Annotated in this window: 17 protein-coding genes and 1 riboswitch; of the genes, 11 read left to right on the top strand and 6 right to left on the bottom strand. The window is 42.8% G+C overall.

The window, feature by feature from the left end; all coding sequences use genetic code 11:
• Nucleotides 1-41: 41 nt before the first annotated feature.
• Nucleotides 42-1382: an MFS transporter gene (locus tag ACCB35_RS21880; protein ID WP_374055293.1), complete on the bottom strand. Its 1341-nt coding sequence runs from the start codon at nt 1380-1382 to the stop codon at nt 42-44.
• 156 nt (nt 1383-1538) lie between these two features.
• Here ACCB35_RS21880 and ACCB35_RS21875 point away from each other — a divergent pair, with 156 nt between their 5' ends.
• The 3 genes from ACCB35_RS21875 to msrA all read left to right on the top strand — a co-directional run bounded on the left by ACCB35_RS21875 (nt 1539) and on the right by msrA (nt 3802).
• Nucleotides 1539-2210 (top strand): haloacid dehalogenase type II, encoded by a 672-nt coding sequence (locus tag ACCB35_RS21875; protein WP_374055292.1) that lies wholly within the window; start codon nt 1539-1541, stop codon nt 2208-2210.
• A 258-nt stretch (nt 2211-2468) separates the two neighbouring features.
• Nucleotides 2469-2798: a CHY zinc finger protein gene (locus ACCB35_RS21870; RefSeq protein WP_374055291.1), complete on the top strand. Its 330-nt coding sequence runs from the start codon at nt 2469-2471 to the stop codon at nt 2796-2798.
• Between the two features lie 59 nt (nt 2799-2857).
• The gene (gene msrA / locus ACCB35_RS21865; RefSeq protein WP_374055290.1) at nt 2858-3802 is read left to right on the top strand and encodes a peptide-methionine (S)-S-oxide reductase MsrA; all 945 of its coding nucleotides are present in this window, start codon (nt 2858-2860) and stop codon (nt 3800-3802) included.
• Nucleotides 3803-3836: 34 nt separating this feature from the next.
• Here msrA and ACCB35_RS21860 read toward each other — a convergent pair whose 3' ends face one another.
• The 4 genes from ACCB35_RS21860 to ACCB35_RS21845 all read right to left on the bottom strand — a co-directional run bounded on the left by ACCB35_RS21860 (nt 3837) and on the right by ACCB35_RS21845 (nt 7330).
• Nucleotides 3837-4358, bottom strand: coding sequence for a DinB family protein (locus ACCB35_RS21860; protein ID WP_374055289.1), 522 nt, complete (start codon nt 4356-4358; stop codon nt 3837-3839).
• A 153-nt stretch (nt 4359-4511) separates the two neighbouring features.
• Entirely contained in the window at nt 4512-4643 is a 132-nt protein-coding gene (locus ACCB35_RS21855; protein WP_262372000.1) for a hypothetical protein, read from the bottom strand.
• 168 nt (nt 4644-4811) lie between these two features.
• A complete protein-coding gene (locus ACCB35_RS21850; RefSeq protein ID WP_374055288.1) occupies nt 4812-6353 on the bottom strand; it encodes an FAD-dependent oxidoreductase in 1542 nt (513 codons plus the stop codon).
• 122 nt (nt 6354-6475) lie between these two features.
• On the bottom strand, nt 6476-7330 hold the full coding sequence (locus ACCB35_RS21845) for a bifunctional 5,10-methylenetetrahydrofolate dehydrogenase/5,10-methenyltetrahydrofolate cyclohydrolase (RefSeq protein WP_374055287.1): 855 nt from the start codon (nt 7328-7330) through the stop codon (nt 6476-6478).
• 46 nt (nt 7331-7376) lie between these two features.
• Nucleotides 7377-7473, bottom strand: a riboswitch (ZMP/ZTP riboswitch).
• Between the two features lie 196 nt (nt 7474-7669).
• Here ACCB35_RS21845 and ACCB35_RS21840 point away from each other — a divergent pair.
• From ACCB35_RS21840 to ACCB35_RS21815, 6 genes are all read left to right on the top strand, one after another.
• Nucleotides 7670-8401: an SDR family NAD(P)-dependent oxidoreductase gene (locus ACCB35_RS21840; RefSeq protein ID WP_374055286.1), complete on the top strand. Its 732-nt coding sequence runs from the start codon at nt 7670-7672 to the stop codon at nt 8399-8401.
• Nucleotides 8398-9417 (top strand): S-adenosylmethionine:tRNA ribosyltransferase-isomerase, encoded by a 1020-nt coding sequence (locus ACCB35_RS21835; protein ID WP_374055285.1) that lies wholly within the window; start codon nt 8398-8400, stop codon nt 9415-9417. Before ACCB35_RS21840 ends, ACCB35_RS21835 begins: the two co-directional genes overlap by 4 nt.
• Nucleotides 9418-9428: 11 nt before the next feature.
• The gene (locus tag ACCB35_RS21830; protein WP_374055284.1) at nt 9429-9785 is read left to right on the top strand and encodes a VOC family protein; all 357 of its coding nucleotides are present in this window, start codon (nt 9429-9431) and stop codon (nt 9783-9785) included.
• A gap of 385 nt (nt 9786-10170) precedes the next feature.
• The gene (locus tag ACCB35_RS21825; protein ID WP_374055283.1) at nt 10171-10815 is read left to right on the top strand and encodes a YitT family protein; all 645 of its coding nucleotides are present in this window, start codon (nt 10171-10173) and stop codon (nt 10813-10815) included.
• Nucleotides 10816-11066: 251 nt separating this feature from the next.
• Complete coding sequence (locus ACCB35_RS21820) at nt 11067-11822, top strand: DNA alkylation repair protein (protein ID WP_374055282.1); 756 nt, start codon at nt 11067-11069, stop codon at nt 11820-11822.
• A 135-nt stretch (nt 11823-11957) separates the two neighbouring features.
• Complete coding sequence (locus ACCB35_RS21815; RefSeq protein WP_374055281.1) at nt 11958-13136, top strand: MalY/PatB family protein; 1179 nt, start codon at nt 11958-11960, stop codon at nt 13134-13136.
• A 44-nt stretch (nt 13137-13180) separates the two neighbouring features.
• Here the strand turns inward: ACCB35_RS21815 and ACCB35_RS21810 are convergent, their stop codons facing one another.
• Nucleotides 13181-14830, bottom strand: coding sequence for an L-lactate permease (locus ACCB35_RS21810; RefSeq protein ID WP_374055280.1), 1650 nt, complete (start codon nt 14828-14830; stop codon nt 13181-13183).
• A 533-nt stretch (nt 14831-15363) separates the two neighbouring features.
• Here ACCB35_RS21810 and ACCB35_RS21805 point away from each other — a divergent pair.
• Together ACCB35_RS21805 and ACCB35_RS21800 are read left to right on the top strand one after the other, a co-directional pair.
• The gene (locus ACCB35_RS21805) at nt 15364-16554 is read left to right on the top strand and encodes a glycine C-acetyltransferase (RefSeq protein WP_374055279.1); all 1191 of its coding nucleotides are present in this window, start codon (nt 15364-15366) and stop codon (nt 16552-16554) included.
• Between the two features lie 103 nt (nt 16555-16657).
• Nucleotides 16658-17599 (top strand): L-threonine 3-dehydrogenase, encoded by a 942-nt coding sequence (locus ACCB35_RS21800; RefSeq protein ID WP_374055278.1) that lies wholly within the window; start codon nt 16658-16660, stop codon nt 17597-17599.
• Nucleotides 17600-17633 lie beyond the last annotated feature (34 nt).

Here is a 17633-nt window from a genome sequence, read left to right as displayed (position 1 = left end):
AGATAGGTCCAAGCAGTGATAACTGCATGGACCTATGAGTATTAGTTGTTGATTTTCCGTTGGTATAAAAATAAGAGCAAAAGGGATATGGTCATCAATCCAATGAGAACCAAAAATGTATTTTGAAAGGAGCTTACCGGGAAGTCAGCTCCGCCCATTTCCACTATGATTCCACCAAGGACAGAACCAGAAGCACTGCCGACATAATGTATCAGTTGTTTCATCCCGATCCCCGAAGCGGTTAATTCTTTACTTAAGACCCGTGATACCTCGTTCGTCGAGCTTGAAGAAAGACTTGAGAAACCGAAGCTAGTAAACATGTAAGCCAGCATAATCATGTATTCACTGCCAGGGGATAAGAAATAGAAAATCAAAGTGGAAATAATGAGAAGGATATGAGCAAGAAACATCACTCTCATATTTCCGTATCGATCGATTAGTCTCCCTACATAGATGGCAGCCACTGCTGAAACCATGGCCCCGGGAAATATAATAAATCCGACAGTTGTAGGGTTTTTACCAAATACGTGCTGAAGCATTAAGGGCATGACGATTAAAATGGCAAAATGAGTGACAAAACCAAGAAAACTCATATAGAGAATCTGACGGTATCCCTTATCACGAACCAGGCTGGGCTGGATAAAGGGTAAGTCAATCTTATGGATGCGAATCCACAGGCCACCAAAGATCATGACGGAACCTGCGAAATAGTACCAGTGAAAGGTTGAGATGAAAAGGAGGAAAAAAGTGATCCCTATACCGGTCAAGAGCCCTCCCCATATGTCAAAATACCCTTTTTTGGTCTTTTCATCAGGCAAATAACGATACAAGATAGGAATCATTCCAAGGACGCATAACGTGATCAGAAATAAATAATTCCAATTCAAATAATCCGTGATCACCCCACCGACAACGGGACCCAATCCAAATCCGAGGGAAGAGGCAGAAGCGATCATCGCCAATGCCCGTCCACGCCTTGCCATAGGGACAAAACGCCCGGCAAACACCATGGATAACCCAGGGATCGCTGCTGCCCCTGCCGCTTGAAATAATCGAGACAGCAATAGCCAGGTAAAGGTATGGGCAAAAAAGCCTGTGAATGATGCGATTCCAAAAACGGTGATGCCTATAATGAGCAATCGCCTGATCGGGATGTAGTCTGCCAGGCGGGTGTACGTAATGGTGCAGATTGCAAGTACAATGGAATAGCCCGATACAATCCAGGCTCCTTCAGAAGGAACTAATGAGAAATCCTTCAGGACGTTGGGCAAAGCTACATTGAACATAGTCGTATTCATGACAACGAGCCAAATAGTCAGGCTCAGGAATAAGATTGTCTTTGTATAGGAAGGTGATGCCTGTGCGTGTTGTTCTTCAGTCACTTATGACCACCTCCGATGGATATTTAGATACTCGAAGTAATATACCATAAATGGAGGTGATTTGAAATGAATTCGCCTGTTTTACAATCGGCCAATAAAAGTTTAATTTTTTGAAATCAGTCTATTATATAAGGAGAATCTGTGAGGAGGATACCTATGTCAAAGCCTACTATTAAAGCTTTTGTGTTCGATGCATACGGGACATTATTTGATGTTCACTCGGTCATCGAAAAGTGTAATGAACTCTTTCCTGATAAAGGGGAGGAAATCAGCCAGGTATGGCGTCAAAAACAATTAGAATACAGCTTTTTAAGACAACTCATGGGAACGTACACGACATTTTTCTCTATTACGAAGGATGCCCTGCATTATGCTTGCAAACAAGTAGGAGTCGGTCTCTCTGAGAAAAAAGAGAAAGAACTACTAAGTGCCTATTTAAAATTGAATCATTATGAAGAAGTAAAAGGTGTGCTGGAAAAACTGAACCCTTACCAAAAAGCGATTTTTTCCAACGGTTCCTTGGATATGTTATCACCATTGGTGGAGCATTCTTCTTTTGGACATTTAGTAGACGATGTTTTAACAGTCGATGAAGTCAAGCAGTTCAAGCCGACACCGATGTCTTACCAGCTGGTACTTGAAAAGCTTGGTGTCAGGAGAGAAGAAGTATTGTTTATGTCCTCTAACCCATGGGATATTGCAGGGGCGACCAACTTTGGTTTCTATACGGCTTGGATCAATCGTCAGGATAAGGTAATGGATGAATTAGGGGTAAGACCACATTATGAATACAAGGATTTAAATGGGATCCTAGAGCATTTAGGTTAATGAAAAGGGACTGTTCTTCTTACGATTAGAAGATCAGTCCCTTTTTATTTGGCTCGATCAAATTCACCGGATTCAGACCTTGTCTTAGAGTGTTCTACGATCAATTTCAAGAATCTTCCCCTCCCTATCCCATACTATTCATTGTATAGTACAGATAGATCAATAGATTAGAATGTATAGGTAATAGATAACTAGTTTAAGAATCCTGTAGGAAAATCGACTATATTTATCGAAATCTACTGCATGAGGGGGATGAACATGACTGAAAAGTTGATTGAGGTACGTGGCGTAGAAGTAGACTCTAAGACGAAATGTAAGCATTACCGAACCCAAAAAGATATCATCGCAATTAAATTTAAGTGCTGTAACACCTATTATCCTTGTCATAAATGTCATGACGATATCGCAGGTCATGATCCAATTATTTGGTCAAAGAACGAGTGGAATAAGAAAGCGGTTCTTTGTGGAGAATGTAAAAATGAGTTGACCATCTTACAATATATGAATTGTCAATCAGTATGCCCTCATTGTCAGGCATCCTTTAACCCCGGATGTCAGAATCATTATCATCTTTACTTTGAGGGATGAAAAAGGATGAAAGCTCTATAATCATTTAATGTTTCACGTGAAACGAAAGAGGTGAAGAAATGGAGCAAGCGACGTTTGCCGGGGGCTGTTTCTGGTGTATGGTGGAACCTTTTGATGAGAAGGAAGGAATTGAGCGTATTGTCTCCGGTTATACAGGAGGGGAAACGGCAAACCCGACATATAAAGAAGTGACATCAGGGAACACAGGGCATTATGAAGCTGTGCAAATCACATTTGATCCGGACCTGTTCACGTACGAGAAACTGTTGGATCTTTACTGGAAGCAAATTGATCCGACTGATGCAGGAGGACAGTTTAAGGATAGGGGTGCCTCCTACCGGGCAGCCATTTTTTATCATGATGATATTCAAAGGAAGCTTGCAGAAGATTCAAAACGGAAGTTGGAGCAGAGTGCTGTGTTTACGAAACCTGTCGTTACCAAGATCCTCCCTGCACAAGAGTTTTATCCAGCCGAAGAATACCATCAAAATTTCTATAAGGAAAATGCCTTCCGATATGCCCTATATAAACGTGGATCTGGGCGAGAAGACTTTTTGAAGAAGTATTGGCCAAAAGATCGATCCTATTTAAAGGGAAAGTTAACTGAAATGCAGTTCTTCGTTACTCAGGAAAATGGAACGGAACCACCGTACGAAAATGAGTATTGGGATAACACGGAAGAAGGTTTATACGTTGATATCGTTTCGGGTGAACCTTTGTTCACTTCCAAAGATCAGTATGATAGTGGGTGCGGCTGGCCCAGCTTTACAAAGCCCGTCATGGATGCGAGCGTCAAAGAACAATATGATCTCTCTCATCGTTCTACAAGAGTAGAAGTAAGAAGCAGGGAAGCTGATTCTCATCTCGGGCATGTGTTCACAGATGGACCCGGTCCTAAAGGTCTTCGGTATTGTATCAATTCTGCTTCTTTACGATTCATTCCCAAGGATAAGTTAGAAGAGGAAGGATACGAAGATTTTTTAATTTTGTTTAAAGGCAGATAAAAAGACATGGCAGCATAGGAGCCGCCATGTCTTTTTATCTTTCTACCTTCTCTTCAACCTTTTCCCAAAGATTTTCGATCCCTTGTACACGCTTAATCGATGTAATGGCGCCCTGGTGTAACCCCTCATGCCAATTAGCAAAGGAAAGAACTTCAGCTAAAGTGGTTAACGTAGTATGTTCACCAAGAACAAACGGCTTTTCTCCTTTATCATCCAAGCGACCGGAGAATGCTTCTTTCATTCTTTGCGGTTGTGCCTCCAATTTCTCACGGAGTTCCTTCAGTGTGGGGGGTGTGAGTGTATTCCAGGTGTCTGGGCTTGTATTGAAACCAAATAGCTCCCCATATTCAGGTTGAAGTGTTTTACGGTCGTTTTCCCCTGCAAAGGAGAATAACAGGTTTTCCTGAGAAAGCAGGATATGTCCTAAATTCCATCGGATTGAATTTCTGAAGCCAGGAGGCATTTCATCCGCCTGTTTTTCTGTTGTCGCATCGAGAGCAGCCAGTGTGCGAAGTCGTATGAATTCCATTTGTTGAAACAACATTTGTTCTTGCATTATCTAATCCTCCTATTCAATTTCTCTTTAACGTATTCGAGGTCGGCATTGAGATTCCTCTACGAAAAGATGAACGGATCAGGAGAAATAAGAAAAGAATAACCTGACGCAGTGTTCCTGCCGGTTATTCTTCAATCAATCAGCTAGTCGTTACTAGTCTTGTGGTCGGTTTTTCTTCGTATTCGCTTGCCCGGTTGTAAACTCCACTAATTCAGAACTTGTTCGATTTTGTTTAGCATTCGTATTACTTTGAGCATTACGGTTACCTTTTTTAGTACGTCCCATTCAGAAATCCCTCCCAAAATAGTAACTCAAGCCTTTATAGTTTGAGACATAATCGAGGAAATATTCTTCTGCGAGATGCGACAAAATATGTCAAATGCTTATTGATCCTGTTTATTTCCCAGGCTATATTCGACAATAATCGGGAGTTCTTTTCCATAGGTCCGTCCCTTAATCGTTCACTTCAAACCTGGTGAGAGGTTTCTTCGCAGGCCCTTCAATCACTTCCCCATCAATGGAGAAGCGTGATCCGTGACAAGGACAGTCCCATGTGTGGTCTCCGTGGTTCCATTCGGTTTCACAGCCGAGATGGGTACAGGTAGTGTCTACGACGTGCAGCTTTCCTGTTTCATCCCGGTATCCTCCACAGCGTCGCCCGTTCAGGTTCACGACGTCGCCCTCGCCTTTTTGTAGCTCTTGTACCTTTTTAGTTGGAATCTGAAGCTTTCCTTTAATGAGTTGTCCCGCTACATTTACGTTCTCTTTGAAGAAATGTTTAATGCTTGGATCTGCGACAAAACGGGAAGGAGTATAGACGTCAGCATAAATATGATGATTTCCTAAAATTTGTTCAGATAGAATTTGCCCCGCCAGAGTACCTGACGTCATTCCCCATTTATTAAAACCGGTCGCTACAAAAATAGCAGGATGTTTTTCTGTTAATTTCCCGATGTAGGGTACTTTATCTAATGTGATCAGGTCCTGGGCAGACCATCTATAACGGATTTCTTCAATGCCGACGACTTCTTCCCCGAAATCCTTTAAAGCCTCATAGTGATCCATAGTATCTTTTCCTTGCCCGGTTTTATGTTTATCCCCACCGATTAAAATGAGTCTTTCCCCATTTTCATCATCTTCATAACGTAGGGAACGGGTAGGGTCTTCTGCACTTAAGTACATACCGCCCGGATAGTCCTTTTTAGCTTTTACTCCAAGAATGTACGAGCGTTCTGCGTACATTTTTGTGAAATAAAAGCCCATACCATCATAAAAAGGAAAGTGAGAGCAGATGACGACATGTTCGCTATCCAGGTGAAAACCGTCTGCGGTCACAACTTGAGTGGAGTCTCCTTCGTTAATGGTTTTAGCGGGTGTTCCTTCAAATATTTGACCGCCAAGGCCCGTATAAGAATCAATCAAGGCTTTTAGATATTTTAAGGGGTGAAACTGTGCCTGGGCTTTCATCACGACAGCGTTTTTGATAGATAGATCAATTGGGAGTTTTTCGAGGAGCTCTCCCATAATTTCTAACTTCTGATACGCCTCGTATTCCTTCTGGATTTTTGTAGCGTATTGATCAGTAGTCGCGTAAACATACGAGTCCTCTTCTGTAAAATGACAATCGATTTTTTCACTGGAAATCGTGTCTTTAATAAACTGAAGAGCCTTCGTCTGTGACAGATAATATTTCTTTGCAAACTCTTGTCCAAAATGTTGGATGAGCTCATCATAAATCAATCCGTGCTGGGCGGAGATCTTAGCCGTTGTATGCCCCGTTGTTCCGTTCAATAAGTGGTCAGCCTCAATCAGCGCCACCTTTTTTCCGCCTTTAGCTAACAGATAGGCAGTGGTGATGCCTGCTATCCCGCCTCCAACAACGGTCACGTCCACTTTTATGTTTTTATCAAGCTTTTTAAACAAGGGGAGTTTAGCCGTTTCCCTCCAATAGGGCTCCGGTGTTTTGGAAAAAGCATTTTGGTGTTGTGTGTCCATATGAACGCTCCTTTATCTTTCTATTCCTTACCATTCTTTCCTGAAACGTAGAAAAAATAAGTGAAAAATAGGAAAAAAAGAGACTGACTCCTTTGACGAGTCAGCCTCTTACCAATTATTGTTTATGAATTTTGTAGAACAGAACCGTATTTCTCAGCAGAATCAACGGTCTGTTTTAATAGCATGGAGATGGTCACAGGGCCCACTCCACCTGGTACAGGAGTAATCGCGCTTGCTTTTTCATAACATGCTTCATAATCGATGTCTCCGACGTTCCCTTTGTTATAGCCGGCATCAAGAACGACAGCACCTTCTTTTATCCAGTCCCCCTGAATGAAGTTAGGTTTACCTACTGCTGCCACCACGATATCTGCAGTAGCGAGGATGTCAGGCAGGTTCTCTGTATACGAATGACATGTCGTCACCGTAGCGTTTCGATTCAACAGCATCATGGAAACAGGCTTTCCTAGAATCGGACTTCTTCCTACAACGACAGCGTGTTTTCCTTCAAGAGACACACCATAGTAATCGATGATGCTCATGATTGCAGCAGGTGTGCAGGAAGGATATTCACCAAAACCCAGTGAATTTTGACCGAATCCGAGGCTCGTGACGCCATCAACATCTTTTTCAATGGAGATTGCTTCAAAAGCAGAACGCTCATCAATATGATGAGGAACAGGATGCTGCAAGAGAATCCCATGGACGGAAGAATCTTGATTAAGCTCATGGATCACGTCTAACAGTTCATCCGTTGTCGTTTCCTTAGGAAGATGAATTCTTCTTGATTCCATCCCGATCTTCGCGCAGGCATTACCCTTCATCTTCACATACGTAGCGGAAGATGGATCGTCTCCAACAAGTACAGTCGCAAGACATGGGGTAGTCCCATTTTCTTTTAGAACAGCGACTCTCGACTTTAGGCTTTCTTTTACTTCAGATGCAACAAGTTTCCCGTCTAATACTAGTGGTTCCACTGCAATCCCTCCTGATTATAGTAAAAGAAGACAAGGGTATCCCCTTGCCTCCTGCCCAGGCGAACGGCTAATGGCTCATGATTTATAAGATTCGCAGCTCCCTTGTGGTTGATTCCACATTTTCGCCAGTCACTGCTTTATTTATTTTCAATTTAATTATAACACGAATGTAAATCGTATTTCCAGCATTAATGTTCGTGTTTTTTACAAAACTACATCAAAAGGCTGATAGTCTGCTACATCTAATTTTCCATTACCCATGACCCCCTTTAGACGATTTGTTGAAAGGGGACTTTTCATAAACTATGAGTAATAAGAGTTAGGAAAGGGGAAATAAACATGTTGAAAAATAAAGTAGTCATGATAACCGGAGCTTCAAAAGGGTTGGGAAGGGCCCTCGCCTTACAATTTGCCAAGGAAGGGGCAAAGCTTGCGATCTGTGCCCGGACGAGTGGACCCCTACTGGAGGTTGAGAAAGAATTGAAGGCGTTAGGGGCAGAGGTGGTTGCATTAAAATCCGATGTTTCTGATTCCCGGGATGTCGACCGTTTTGTTTCTGTCACGGAGGAAGTGTTGGGGGGAGTCGATGTTCTTTTTAACAACGCATCCGTTTTTGGCCCTGGTCCGCGTTTGTTGGCCGATTATCCTGAAGAAGAATTTCTTGAGGTGCTGAAAATCAATGCATTGAATCCATTTTTAGTAACGAAAAGAGTCCTTGCTGGAATGATCAGCAGGGGGAAAGGTTCAATTATTAACTTAACGTCAGAAGCGGGTAAAACAGGCTTTGCTGAGTGGGGGGCTTATGGAATTTCGAAGTTTGCTGTCGAGGGTTTAACCCAAACGTGGGCCGATGAGCTGAGTGATACAGGGGTGCGGGTGAATATGGTCGATCCGGGGGAAATGGATACGGACATGCACGACAAGGCTGTCCCGGAATGTGATTATCCACTTGCGGGTCCCAATGATCACCTTGACGTCTTTTTATATCTTGCATCCGACGCTTCAGAAAAAGAGAATGGGAATCGATTTGAAGCGCAGGAATTTCGGATGGAATCGGGGCGGGGAGAATGAATGAAACGGCTAAGACTTTTGATATCCCTTCCCATTTAAACGCATCTACGCCCATAGAGCTTCAAGGATTTGAAAGAGACGAAGTAAGGTTGATGGTGTTGAACCGTGAGACCGGTAAATGTGATCATACTCGATTCAAGCAGTTACCCGATTTTTTGAATAAGGGGGATGTACTGGTTTTAAACAACAGCCGGACCATTCCTGCCTCTCTAAAGGGGAAGCAAGGAAACAGATATTTCGAAGTTCGTTTATCCAGAAAAATAGATGATGACTGTTGGGATGCGCTTATCATAGGAGACTTCTATCAAGCGGGGGAACCGATTTGTTTCTCAGGTGGAGTTCGGGCCAACATGGTGGGTGAAGGTAGTGAAGTACCGCTGGTGCAATTGAAATTTAACAGAAGTGGTGTTGAGCTTTTTGATTTTCTTTACAGAAACGGAGAGCCGATCCGATATGAATATATCGATTCTCCATGGCCGCTTGATTGCTACCAAACCGTATATGGTTCAGTCCCCGGATCTGTGGAAATGACATCTGCCGGCAGGGCCTTTTCGTGGAAGTTGATGCAATCCTTGAAGCAGAAAGGAATTGAGATCGTGTTCATACAGCTTCACGCAGGTTTGAGCTATTACGGAGATGATCGCTGGCCGACACCAAAAAACCATCCCGAAGAATACCATGTAGGTTCAGGGACAGTGGACAAAATCATTAAGGCAAAGAATAGTGGAAAACGGGTCATTGCAGTGGGCACTACAGTTGTTCGTGCCCTTGAGACCGTCATGACTCAATATGGACAGCTAAAGCCTTCTGAAGGCGTAACAAACTTATATATATCGGGGGATACGCCCCTCCGACTCGTAGATGGTCTCATCACGGGCCTGCATGAACCGGAAGCAAGTCATCTGGATCTCTTGAAGGCTTTTATTTCAGAGGAAAAATTAATGAACGCCTATCAAACTGCATTGTTAAAAAACTATAAATGGCATGAGTTTGGTGATATGAATGTAATTTTGTAAGGAGAATGGATATGAGACTTCATCATATTGGAATGAATGTAAAGAGTTTAGTTCGGTCGAAAGAATTCTATCAATCTTATTTTGGGTTTGAGGAGGAAATGGTTTTCGAATGGGGCAGTGAGAAGATACTATTCTTGAAAAAGAACGATTGTCGATTGGAGCTTATTGAAGAGCCTGGGGAAGATAACGGTTCGAAGCGGACATTTCTTCATTTAGCCTTGGCAGTCATCGATCTGGAAACGGAGATTGGTCTATTAAAGGATAGCGGGTTAGTACCTGTTGAGGGCCCTGTTGTTCTTGAGAATGGCTGGAAAGTGGTCTTTTTCTTCGGTCCTGACGGGGAAATAATTGAGTTGGTTGAAGAGTAGAGAATTTTTTTGATGCGTTGAGCTTGTTTCATGGAGAAATATACTTTCTTAGCTTGGAAACTCAGTAGTTTATATTGATTTATTTATGAAGAGTGAAGAATTAAGGGAGTTCAAAGTGTCAAATGTTTTATTGGGTGTCGCGAGTTAGTGAATCCAGCGGAAATAGCTGAAAATCCAGCCGTTTTTCGTGAAAATCCGGCCGAAATCACAAATAATCCGGCCGTTTAACAAAAAATGTAAAAAGAGGAGGGGCCCTATACGAAATTTTCACCAGTAAATTATCCCCACCAACCCCATAGGTTTTATGAAATTTTTTTGTTTCTTATTCTGTGATACATTTATCCGGGTAATCAATGAAATGACTATGGTGTAGGAAGGGATTTTCATGAATAGAGAATTAATTTTACGTTGGTCGTTCTTCTTTACAGGACTCCTTGTACTTGCATTTGGCATAAGCTTGACGATCAAAGGGAAAGACCTTGGAATCGGACCTTGGGATGTGTTTCATTATGGGCTCTTTAAGCAGCTCGGACTGACGATTGGTACATGGTCCATTATTGCGGGCTTTGTCATCTTGTTCGTAACGGGAATTGGAACGAAGTCATTCCCTAAAGTCGGTGCTTTTATTAATATGCTGTTAATCGGTATTTTCATAGATTTATTTAATTATGTTCTTCCTGATCCTCAATCTTTATTGGCACAGTCCATTGTGTTTGCTATTGGGATTGTGGTAATCGGATACGGTATCGGACTATATGTGTCGGCTGATTTAGGGGCAGGACCCCGTGACAGCCTGATGCTGCTCGTAGTTGAAAAGACGGGCTGGAAAGTTCAGTGGGTAAGGAATGGAATGGAGATCATTGTATTCTTCTTCGGCTGGTTACTTGGTGGTCCTGTCGGGATCGGGACGGTCATTATCGCACTGGGCCTCGGTTCCATCGTTGGTTTTTCATTACCACAAAGTAAAAAGCTTCTTCACTTTCTCCTTATGAGACAAATGCCAAAAAGAGACAATCCTTTAGCAAGCTGAGGGTTGTTTCTTTTTTGTTTAAAAGAGGTATTCTCCCACATTAGAAAGAAGTAAGAATAGAGTTAGTGCAGACAGGAGAGGATTAAATGGAAATCAAGCTAGACTATCATATATGTGCAACGAACAAGCTACTACCTTACTTACGTGAGAAGGAAACAGTAAAAGAATGAAAGAGCTGGTAGACTACTGTTATCTCTGTCGGAAGCCACTTTATTGTTTAGATGGTTTTTTTAACGGTGTGCAAAAGGAGAATGGAAAAAGCAGTTGTTTTGAATGCGAAGAACAAAATCAAAAGGTGGAGAAAAAAGATGGGACATGAGTATTCTGATAAAATCATCACTCTATTAAAAAAGCATCAAAATAGTGAAAACCGGGAAGCCATGGAAGCTTATATGAGGAATCAATTTCAGTTCTATGGAATCAGGACGCCGGAGCGTACAGCTTTACTACGGGACTTTCTGAAGGAAAACGGTAAACCACGAGTCGAAGAATTGCCTGAAATCGTTCGTTCCCTTTGGTCTGAACCTCAAAGGGAATGTCAATATATGGCTCTTTCCCTATTAGATAAACAATCCAGATATTTAACAAAAAAACACCTGCCCATTTTGGAAGAAATCATTACAGAAAAATCCTGGTGGGATACAATCGATCATATTGCTCCCAATCACGTAGGGAAGATTTATCAAACCGAAGAAGATGACGCATACTTGGAAAAATGGATCCATTCCGATAATATGTGGTTGAACCGGATATCCATTTTATATCAATTGAAATATAAAGAAAAAACAGATCAGGATCGTTTGTTCAGATACATATCAATGCATAATGAATCAAAGGAATTTTTCATTCAGAAGTCCATCGGTTGGGCGCTCCGGGAGTATTCCAAAACGGATCCGGAAGCGGTTCAGCAATTCATTGAATCAGAGAAGCTGGCACCGTTAAGTAAGCGGGAAGGAATGAAACATATCCAAAGAAAGGCTAAGGAAGGGAAAACCGTTGAAAAGTAGTGAGTGTAATAAGCATCTGGACATGAAACTCATCTACATTAAGTAAGGGGAATTCCTCTTTTAAAATTAGGTATTCACCCTGTCCTCATTCTGGTATAAAGTAAGGACAGATATATGTGAGAGGGGCATAAGGTTATGAATTGGAATGATTGCATCGAGAGAACGAATACACACTCCGTTAAATGGTCGTTTCCTGCCGAGGATGTAATTCCTATGTGCATCGCAGACATGGACTTTCAAGTGTCGCCTGCCATTGTCGAAGCGATGAATCGAAAGGCTCAGCATGGCATATACGGCTATACGACATTCAGCGATCGATACTTCGAGTCTGTTATTTCCTGGTGGAAGAGACGCTTCCATATGGATATAGAAAAAGAGTGGATCAGCTTTAGTCCGGGAATCATCCCGGGTATCAATGTATTGTTGTCCGTATTGACGGAACCTGGAGACGGTGTAATCATTCAAGATCCCGTTTATTATCCTTTTTACAGTACGATTGAGAACCATGGATGCTCGGTTATAAAAAATACGCTTTTCTATAATGATGGAGAATACTCAATTGATTTTGATGACTTAGAGGAGAAGGCATCCCATCCGAGGACGAAACTCCTTATTCTTTGCAGTCCTCACAATCCTGTTGGACGGGTATGGACGAAAGAGGAATTAAGGAAGATTGGTTCAATCGCTAAAAAGCACGACCTATGGATCATTTCAGATGAAATGCATGGGGACCTGGTATACAAAGGATATGAGCACGTTCCGATGTTCAAGGGGGATGAGAGCTTAAAAGAACGCAGTATCCTATGTGCGGCTCCAAGTAAAACCTTTAATATTGCCGGACTGCAAACCTCCATCCTTCTCATACCAAACAAAGAATTAAGAGATAAATATAATGAGAAGCTGACCGGCTATGGCCTGATGAGACCGAATGTGTTTGGGATTGAAGGAACGATTGCGGCTTATGAGGAGGGGGAACCCTGGCTTAATGAGCTCTTAATGGTGCTTGAAGAGAATAAACAGTATGTACTGAATTATTTAGAGCAGCACCTTCCAGAGCTGAAAGGCATCACCCCACAGGCTACTCACCTCATATGGATGGATTGCACAGATTTAGGCATGACAGGTGAAGAGCTGTGTACGTTTTTCCTGGAAAAGGCCAGAGTGAAATTTGATGAGGGCTTCAAGTTTGGTCAGAGTGGACACACCTTTGTCAGAATGAATATCGCCTGTCCGAAAGAGCGGATCGACTTGGCGTTAAGGAGGATGCACGAGGCGATACTGGAGTACAGGGTCACCCGTAACGTCATTAAATAAGCAGAGGATGAACAAATGGGATGTCATTTGTTCATCCTTTTTCTTTAAAAGAAATAGAGCACGAAGGCACCGATACTTCCTGATAACAGCACATATAGTAACATCGGAACAACGGTTATCCGGATGATCTGACCTTCTTTTCCGCTAAGCTGAACAACAGATGCAGCAGCCACTACATTCAGGACACATACCATATTTCCAGCGTTGGCCCCAAGAACCTGTAGTGATAAAACGGTTTGGGGATCTGCTCCGATTTGATCGGCAACACTAAATTGAAAGAGAGAAAACATCATGTTACTAAACGTGGCGCTCCCAGAGATGAAAGAGCCGAGTGCTCCGATGAGGGGAGCGGCAAAGGGCCATCCTTCACCCACTAAACCTGACACCAAAGTGGCAAGTTCCATTGGCATGCTCACCAAATCACTTTCGTTCACACCGGAATTAATGAAAATCCTTACCATGGGAACGGCAGCCATTAATGAGATGATACTTCCTTTAATCGTAAATAAAGATTGTCGGAACGTCTCTTTTATTTGAAGGATACTCATTTTATGAACGATAAATGTCAGGAGCATCACCACCAAAAAGATCGTACCGGGCAGATAAAGCGGTTCAAATTGAGTTGAAATATCTGTTCCTAAAATATTGCTCCAGCCTACTTTGACACTTCTGAGCCATTCCCTTACGGGTAAAAGATTCAATCTGGTTAATACCAAGAGAACAGCTACAAGTAAGTAAGGGATCCACGCTAACCAAATCGGCATTTTCTTGGCAGGAACGGATCCTGGATCAGGATCTTTTTCAGGCGGTGTTTCAAAATCCCAAGCCTCATCCGGTAATAAGAAACCTCGCTTCGCAGCAGGAACGACGATCAGCAGTCCGACTAGTCCACCGATAATGGAGGGGAACTCTGGACCTAAGAAAGTGGCTACAAGTAAAGCCGGTAATGTAAATGATAGACCTGCAAAAAGAGAAAACTTCCACAGGGCAAGCCCTTCTTTAAAGGAGCGGTTCGGACCGAAGAAACGGGTCAGCATCACGACAAGCAAGAGGGGAATGAAGCTCCCTATGAATAAATCGATACTCACAGCCTGACTGGCTACACCGCTTAAATAATCCATCATAGGTTGAGTTCCAACGGTTTGTTCCACCTGTCCCGCAAGGTTTCCTCCCTGTCTCAATCCTTGATCGATCCCTACCATAATCGGAGTACCCACCGCACCGAACGATACGGCACTGCTATCTGCAATAAGAGCCAGTGACACGGCTGCGAGGGGAGGAAACCCTAACGCCACAAGTAATGGTGCTGCCAAGGCAGCAGGCGTTCCAAATCCAGCGGCACCTTCAATAAAAGAGCCGAATAACCAAGCAATGATGATGACCTGCACACGGCGGTCCGGGGAGATCATAGAAAATCCATTGCGGATGGTTTCCATGGCACCGCTGTTCTGCAGCGCATTCAAAAGCAGGATCGCTCCAAAAACAATCCAAAGAATAGTGAAAGCAATAATGATTCCCTCAACCGTGGCAGCACCGACCTGTATAAGAGGTACCTTCCAGAATACAAGACTTAATATGACAGTCAGGAAGAAGCTGACAGGCATTGCAACAGAAGCCGGTAGCCGCAAAATCACAAGGAAAATGAGAACGGCTAATACCGGGGTTAATGAGGTTATAAGTTCAAGAACAGACATTTCCATCACCTGCTTTAACAGTATATATTTATTGTATTATAAGTTTGTGAAATATTTCACATAATATATGGATAGTTTATGACAGATGTTGAAAAGATAGGTGTTTTGGGTATATACGCTATATATACTTCCATACACCATAGGTATTCTAAATGTAAAGAGCACAGAGTGGATTGTAGCGGAAGGCACTTAACTCCTGCGGGCAATAGAGGAAAAGTCGAGACCCCACAGGGCAAGCCCGAGGAGGCTCGACTTCCTCCCCGGGGAATGTTGTGCCTGTAGCGGAAAGAAACGGTCCATCTTTTCGCTCTAACCCCATCCAAAAGTAGAAATGTTTTACTCGAGTAATTGCATGAAGTCGCCCATACAAACACAAACTAAGTTGATAAGATATATTTTGTCCATCACAAAAAAACATGTTAAACTAAGAAGTAGAATAATCATTAGCAATTATAAAGAATCAACTGATAAATAGTGTGTTTTTGGAGTGGACATTTGTTTTTAAAACGCTTACATAACGGGAGGATAAGGACATGACAAGTAAAACATTAGATCATTTTTTACAAGAAAATCTTGAGGATTTAAAATCACGAGGATTATATAATGAGATCGATCCATTGCAAGGTGCAAACGGACCGATGATTACGATTAATGATAAGAAGCTTGTGAACCTTTCTTCTAATAACTATCTGGGACTCGCTACTGATGAACGCCTTAAGAAGGTAGCGATTGAAGCGGTGAAAGAATACGGTGTAGGGGCTGGAGCTGTTCGTACAATCAATGGTACTCTTGATCTTCATGTGAGACTGGAAGAGAAGCTCGCGAAGTTTAAAGGAACAGAAGCAGCGATCGCTTATCAATCAGGATTCAACTGTAATATGGCTGCAATTTCAGCGGTTATGGACAAGAATGACGCCATCCTTTCTGATGAACTGAACCATGCTTCCATCATTGACGGCTGCCGTCTTTCGAAGGCAAAGATTATCCGTTTTGGTCACTCAGACATGGCGGACCTTCGTGCGAAAGCTAAAGAAGCGAAGGAATCTGGTCAATACAAGAAAATCATGATTATCACTGACGGAGTATTCTCTATGGATGGAGATGTTTGTAAACTTCCTGAAATCGTTGAAATTGCTGAAGAATTTGATATCATGACGTATGTAGATGACGCTCACGGTTCCGGGGTCCTTGGAAAAGGTGCGGGAACGGTCAAGCACTTTGGCCTGGCAGACAAAGTAGACTTCCAAATGGGTACGTTATCGAAAGCAATCGGTGTAGTTGGTGGATATGTGGCAGGAACTCAGAACCTGATCGACTGGTTGAAGGTCCGCTCACGTCCTTTCCTATTCTCTACATCCCTGACGCCGGCAGACGTTACGGCTTGTACAGAAGCACTTGACCTGATCATGAACTCCACAGAGCTTCAAGATAGTATGTGGGAAAACAGCCGTTACCTGAAAGAAGAGTTGACGAAGCTTGGCTTTGACATCGGGAACAGTGAGACGCCAATCACTCCCGTTATCATCGGCGAAGAGCAGGCAACCCAGGACTTCAGTAAACGTTTATATGAAGAAGGCGTATATGCCAAATCTATCGTGTTCCCAACAGTACCAAGAGGAACTGGCCGCGTGAGAAACATGCCTTCAGCAGCACATACGAAAGACATGCTCGATCAAGCGATTAAAGCATATGAAAAAGTCGGTAAAGAAATGGGAATTATCTAATTCCGCTTTATAAATAACGTGATAGGGTCTGGCTTTAAGAGTCAGCCCTATCTGTATGAATGATGAAACGATATCACCAAAGGGAAACGCAGGAGGAAATACGATGAAAAAGATTCTATTAACGGGTGCATTAGGACAAATTGGTTCTGAACTTACCAATAGACTACGGGAAGTATATGGTTCAGATAACGTGATTGCAACGGATATTCGTGAGACGGATAGTCCGGTTGTGAAGAACGGGCCTTTTGAACAACTGGATGTCACGGATGCCGGGAAAATGTTTGATATTGCAAAATCAAATAAGGTAGATACCATTATTCACTTGGCTGCGCTATTATCGGCAACAGCAGAGGCAAAACCTCTCCTTGCTTGGAATTTAAACATGGGTGGACTTGTAAATGCCCTTGAAGCAGCCAGAGAATTAGAATGCCAATTCTTCACACCAAGTTCGATTGGGGCATTCGGTCCAACAACGCCAAAAGATTCAACTCCACAAGACACCATCATGCGCCCTACTACAATGTACGGAGTAAACAAAGTGTCTGGAGAACTTCTATCTGATTATTACTTCACGAAATTCGGGGTGGACACAAGAGGCCTGCGTTTCCCTGGACTGATTTCGTATGAAACACTGCCTGGTGGGGGAACCACTGATTATGCGGTAGAGATCTATTATGAAGCAATCAAGAACAACCAGTATACCTCATATATCGGGGAAGGAACCTACATGGATATGATGTATATGCCGGATGCCCTTAATGCAATCATCGATCTTATGGAAGCGGACGGCTCAAAGCTTGAGCACCGTAATTCCTTTAATGTGTCAGCTATGAGCGTAGCACCTGAGGATATTGCAAAAGCGATCCGCGTCCACCAACCGGACTTTACATTGGATTATAATGTGGATCCCGTTCGCCAAGGCATTGCTGAAAGCTGGCCGAACGCCATCGATTCCAGCGCAGCCATGAATGAGTGGGGCTTCAAAGCAGATTACGACTTAGCCAAAATGACAGCTGACATGCTAGAAAAATTAAAAACGAAGTAAGTGAACAGATTGATCTTTAAGAAACAATAGTTTC

Source organism: Rossellomorea sp. FM04394 (assembly GCF_041889765.1).
Classification (GTDB): Bacteria; Bacillota; Bacilli; order Bacillales; family Bacillaceae_B; genus Rossellomorea; species Rossellomorea aquimaris_B.
This window is presented reverse-complemented; position numbering and strand designations above follow the sequence as displayed.

Coding starts and splice junctions, on each gene's coding strand:
- ACCB35_RS21875 (WP_374055292.1), top strand. CDS start 1,539: ATGTCAAAGCCTACTATTAAAGCTTTTGTGTTCGATGCATACGGGACA.
- ACCB35_RS21870 (WP_374055291.1), top strand. CDS start 2,469: ATGACTGAAAAGTTGATTGAGGTACGTGGCGTAGAAGTAGACTCTAAG.
- msrA (WP_374055290.1), top strand. CDS start 2,858: ATGGAGCAAGCGACGTTTGCCGGGGGCTGTTTCTGGTGTATGGTGGAA.
- ACCB35_RS21860 (WP_374055289.1), bottom strand. CDS start 4,358: ATGCAAGAACAAATGTTGTTTCAACAAATGGAATTCATACGACTTCGC.
- ACCB35_RS21855 (WP_262372000.1), bottom strand. CDS start 4,643: ATGGGACGTACTAAAAAAGGTAACCGTAATGCTCAAAGTAATACGAAT.
- ACCB35_RS21850 (WP_374055288.1), bottom strand. CDS start 6,353: ATGGACACACAACACCAAAATGCTTTTTCCAAAACACCGGAGCCCTAT.
- ACCB35_RS21840 (WP_374055286.1), top strand. CDS start 7,670: ATGTTGAAAAATAAAGTAGTCATGATAACCGGAGCTTCAAAAGGGTTG.
- ACCB35_RS21835 (WP_374055285.1), top strand. CDS start 8,398: ATGAATGAAACGGCTAAGACTTTTGATATCCCTTCCCATTTAAACGCA.
- ACCB35_RS21830 (WP_374055284.1), top strand. CDS start 9,429: ATGAGACTTCATCATATTGGAATGAATGTAAAGAGTTTAGTTCGGTCG.
- ACCB35_RS21825 (WP_374055283.1), top strand. CDS start 10,171: ATGAATAGAGAATTAATTTTACGTTGGTCGTTCTTCTTTACAGGACTC.
- ACCB35_RS21820 (WP_374055282.1), top strand. CDS start 11,067: ATGGAAAAAGCAGTTGTTTTGAATGCGAAGAACAAAATCAAAAGGTGG.
- ACCB35_RS21815 (WP_374055281.1), top strand. CDS start 11,958: ATGAATTGGAATGATTGCATCGAGAGAACGAATACACACTCCGTTAAA.
- ACCB35_RS21810 (WP_374055280.1), bottom strand. CDS start 14,830: ATGTCTGTTCTTGAACTTATAACCTCATTAACCCCGGTATTAGCCGTT.
- ACCB35_RS21805 (WP_374055279.1), top strand. CDS start 15,364: ATGACAAGTAAAACATTAGATCATTTTTTACAAGAAAATCTTGAGGAT.
- ACCB35_RS21800 (WP_374055278.1), top strand. CDS start 16,658: ATGAAAAAGATTCTATTAACGGGTGCATTAGGACAAATTGGTTCTGAA.